Source organism: Arthrobacter sp. Hiyo1, assembly GCF_001263615.2.
Classification (GTDB): Bacteria; Actinomycetota; Actinomycetes; order Actinomycetales; family Micrococcaceae; genus Arthrobacter.
In genome coordinates, this window is record NZ_DF952475.1 from 166965 (window position 1) to 169802 (window position 2838).

Consider the following 2838-nt stretch of genomic DNA (forward strand, 5'->3'; position numbering starts at 1 on the left):
CCCGCCTTCGTGGCCTCCATAGCCTACGTCGACCCCGGCAACGTCGCCGCCAACCTCACCGCCGGCGCACAGTACGGTTACCTCCTCATCTGGGTGCTCGCGATCGCAAACGGGATGGCCATGCTCATCCAGTACCAGTCCGCCAAGCTCGGGATAGTCACCGGGCGCACGCTCCCGGAGCTCCTCAGTGAACGCCTCCGACCCCGGGGTCGACGCCTCTTCTGGCTCCAAGCCGAAGTCGTTGCGCTAGCGACCGATCTTGCGGAGGTCGTAGGTGGAGCCGTCGCGCTCCAGCTCCTGTTCCGCCTGCCCCTGCCGGTCGGTGCCCTTATTGTGGGGGCCGTCTCGATGGGTATCCTCGCAATCCAAGACCACCGGACACAGCAGCGCTTCGAGCTCGTGATCATCGGCCTACTTGCGGTTATCACCATAGGATTCCTCGCGGGACTCATCGTCCGTCCGCCGTCGCCTGCTGGCGTCCTCGCCGGTCTTGTTCCGCATTTCGAGGGGCCGGACACCCTGCTGCTGGCCGCCTCGATGCTCGGAGCGACCGTCATGCCGCACGCGATCTACGTCCATTCAGCGCTCTCACGGGACCGGCACCGCGCAGACCCGCACACGCGGTTCCCGCAACCGCCGTCGCCCGTCTCCTGCGCGGTACGCGACTGGACGTGCTCATCGCGCTGGGCATCGCAGGCATTGTCAATGTCGGCATGCTCCTCCTCGCGGCCTCTACACTCGGCGGTGAAGACGGCACCGGCACCATCGAGGGAGCACACGCGGCTATCACGGAGGCGCTCGGCCCGCTCGTTGGCACTGTTTTCGCCATCGGGCTCCTTGCAAGCGGCCTCGCCTCGAGCGCAGTCGGTTCCTACGCTGGGGCAACGATCATGGACGGCCTGCTCCAGCGGCGCATCCCCGTCGCACTTCGAAGGGCCATCACGCTCGTCCCCTCTGTACTGCTCCTCTCGCTCGGCTTCGACCCGACCCTCTCGCTTGTCGTCAGCCAGGTCGTGCTGAGCTTCGGCATCCCCTTCGCGCTCGTTCCGCTCATCCGGCTAACCTCCGACCCGAGTCTTGTCGGTGCGTTCGCGTCCTCACTGATGCTCAGAGCAGCATCGTGGACGAGCGCCGGGCTCGTCTTCGCGCTCAATATCACGCTTCTGTGGTTCACCTTCACGCAAATGGCTTGACGAGGTTGGCAGAAGGTATGAGTACCACCGCGAGACATCGTCGCGCGACCTCACACAGCGCTCGTACGACCGAGGACCTTCCGAATTAGGTGTTCAAGCCATCCCTGCCCGACGCGGGCGCGGCGGTACGGGAGCCGAGGTCTTTCACGACAGGTTCACCGCGTTCACGACTGCCGGCGCGCAACCCCGGATAGGACTGGGAATCTCACGGCCGTACGCCCAATTCCACTTCTGGGAGTCCTGGCCGGGTAGCCGTAGTGCGACGAGGAACTTCTCGGGTTCAATATAGACAAGCGGTCCCCGGAAGCAGCAGAGGCCACAGCCATACGCCTAATCGGCTCACCTCGAGACCGCCCTGGACGCCGAGTTCACCGAGCACCTCCGGCACGAGCACAGGCAGACCCCGTTGGGGTCGGACGTGCGCAACGCCTCGCGGAGCACTTCGACGAGGTATACAGGGCCGCCTGTCCAAGTACGCGGTCAGCAGGATCATCGAGTAGGTGCCGGGGACATGGCTGAACGGTCCTCACGGCCCCTGGACCCGGCAGTACGTCGACGCTATCCACCTCAAGGTCCGTGACGGGCAGGTGCGCTACAAGCCCTTCCTTACCGTTCTTCAGCGGCAATGTCACGGACCCGTGCACCGGGCCGATTTCGAAGGTGCATCCGTCGGCCTCTGCAATCGTGGTGCCTTTCCGCAATAATCTGGCAGATCTCTCGTCGTACCCGTCCCGAGTGCTCGCTTCGACCTCGGGATTGGACCACCCAGATCCCGCACTGATCTCCGGCCGTTCCGGGCACCAAGCGAAGCCTCCATCTGACCGGGCGGTCGGCGAAACGGGCTTCGGAACATGCTCGCCAGGGTTCAGGTTCGTGGTATTGCTGAGTTGACCGTTGAAGATGCAGGCGGCGCAGAACGACCCGTACCGCACCAGGCGCAGCGCCGGAGGAGGACCCGTCAATCGACGTTTCTGTAGCGAGGCCCTGTTTGTCTACCAGTTCCTGCGCTCGTAGGTGACGCCGAATGGGACGTCAGGGTGGAACTCGACCGTGAAGTCGCATGGCGAATGCCGTGTAACGAGAATTCCCGTCTCTGGACGCCGCAAGGCGTGCTCAACGAGATAGTTCACGCTGCGGACGAGCTGTTCGTCCATGTGCGCTCGGTCGTTCGCCGTGAAGGCTATGCACGAGGCCGGTACTGAAGGATGTGCCATTCGTTCTCTCGAGGACGGGTTCGTCAAACGGGTGGGGGTCTGGTGAAGGCGGGGGCAGCGCTCAATCGTGAGAACGCACCGCACCGCCACGGTGAGTTCCTCAGCCTCGCTGCTATCCACAGCGCGAGACGATCGGAGGCAAGAAAACTCACCGTGGCAGTGGATCCGGTCAGGGGCTTTACTGCTTGCTCGGACCGAAATGGTCGCGGACAACGGGCGTCGGGGCGGTGTTCTGGGGCGAGCGGTTCTGCAAGCGCATTGTTCGACCGCGACGGATTCCGTCTCGGCCGCTGCGGAAGTCGACGGTGAGGCTCGAGAGCGAGACTGCGAACACCGAGAGCAGCACGAGTGCTCCGGCGGGGACGAGCACCACAAGCGGTGCGCGTTCCACATAGGGCATGCCCTCTGCGAGGATCAGGCCCCAGTCCGGT

At 64.3% G+C, this 2838-nt stretch carries 1 protein-coding gene and 2 pseudogenes; 1 reads left to right on the forward strand and 2 read right to left on the reverse strand.

Going from position 1 to position 2838, the window contains the following annotated elements; translation table 11 throughout:
- A pseudogene (locus AHiyo1_RS19770) lies at window positions 1–1193 on the forward strand (Nramp family divalent metal transporter); the annotation flags it as partial.
- A 992-nt stretch (window positions 1194–2185) separates the two neighbouring features.
- On the opposite strand, the gene AHiyo1_RS25000 reads toward AHiyo1_RS19770, so the two are convergent.
- Both AHiyo1_RS25000 and AHiyo1_RS25005 read right to left on the reverse strand, forming a co-directional pair.
- Entirely contained in the window at window positions 2186–2347 is a 162-nt protein-coding gene (locus tag AHiyo1_RS25000; RefSeq protein ID WP_172465661.1) for a hypothetical protein, read from the reverse strand.
- Between the two features lie 238 nt (window positions 2348–2585).
- Window positions 2586–2838 (reverse strand): annotated as a pseudogene (locus AHiyo1_RS25005) (hypothetical protein); the annotation flags it as partial.

What these genes read in the sequence shown, in the direction of transcription:
- AHiyo1_RS25000 (WP_172465661.1), bottom strand. Translation starts at nt 2,347, where the DNA reads ATGGACGAACAGCTCGTCCGCAGCGTGAACTATCTCGTTGAGCACGCC.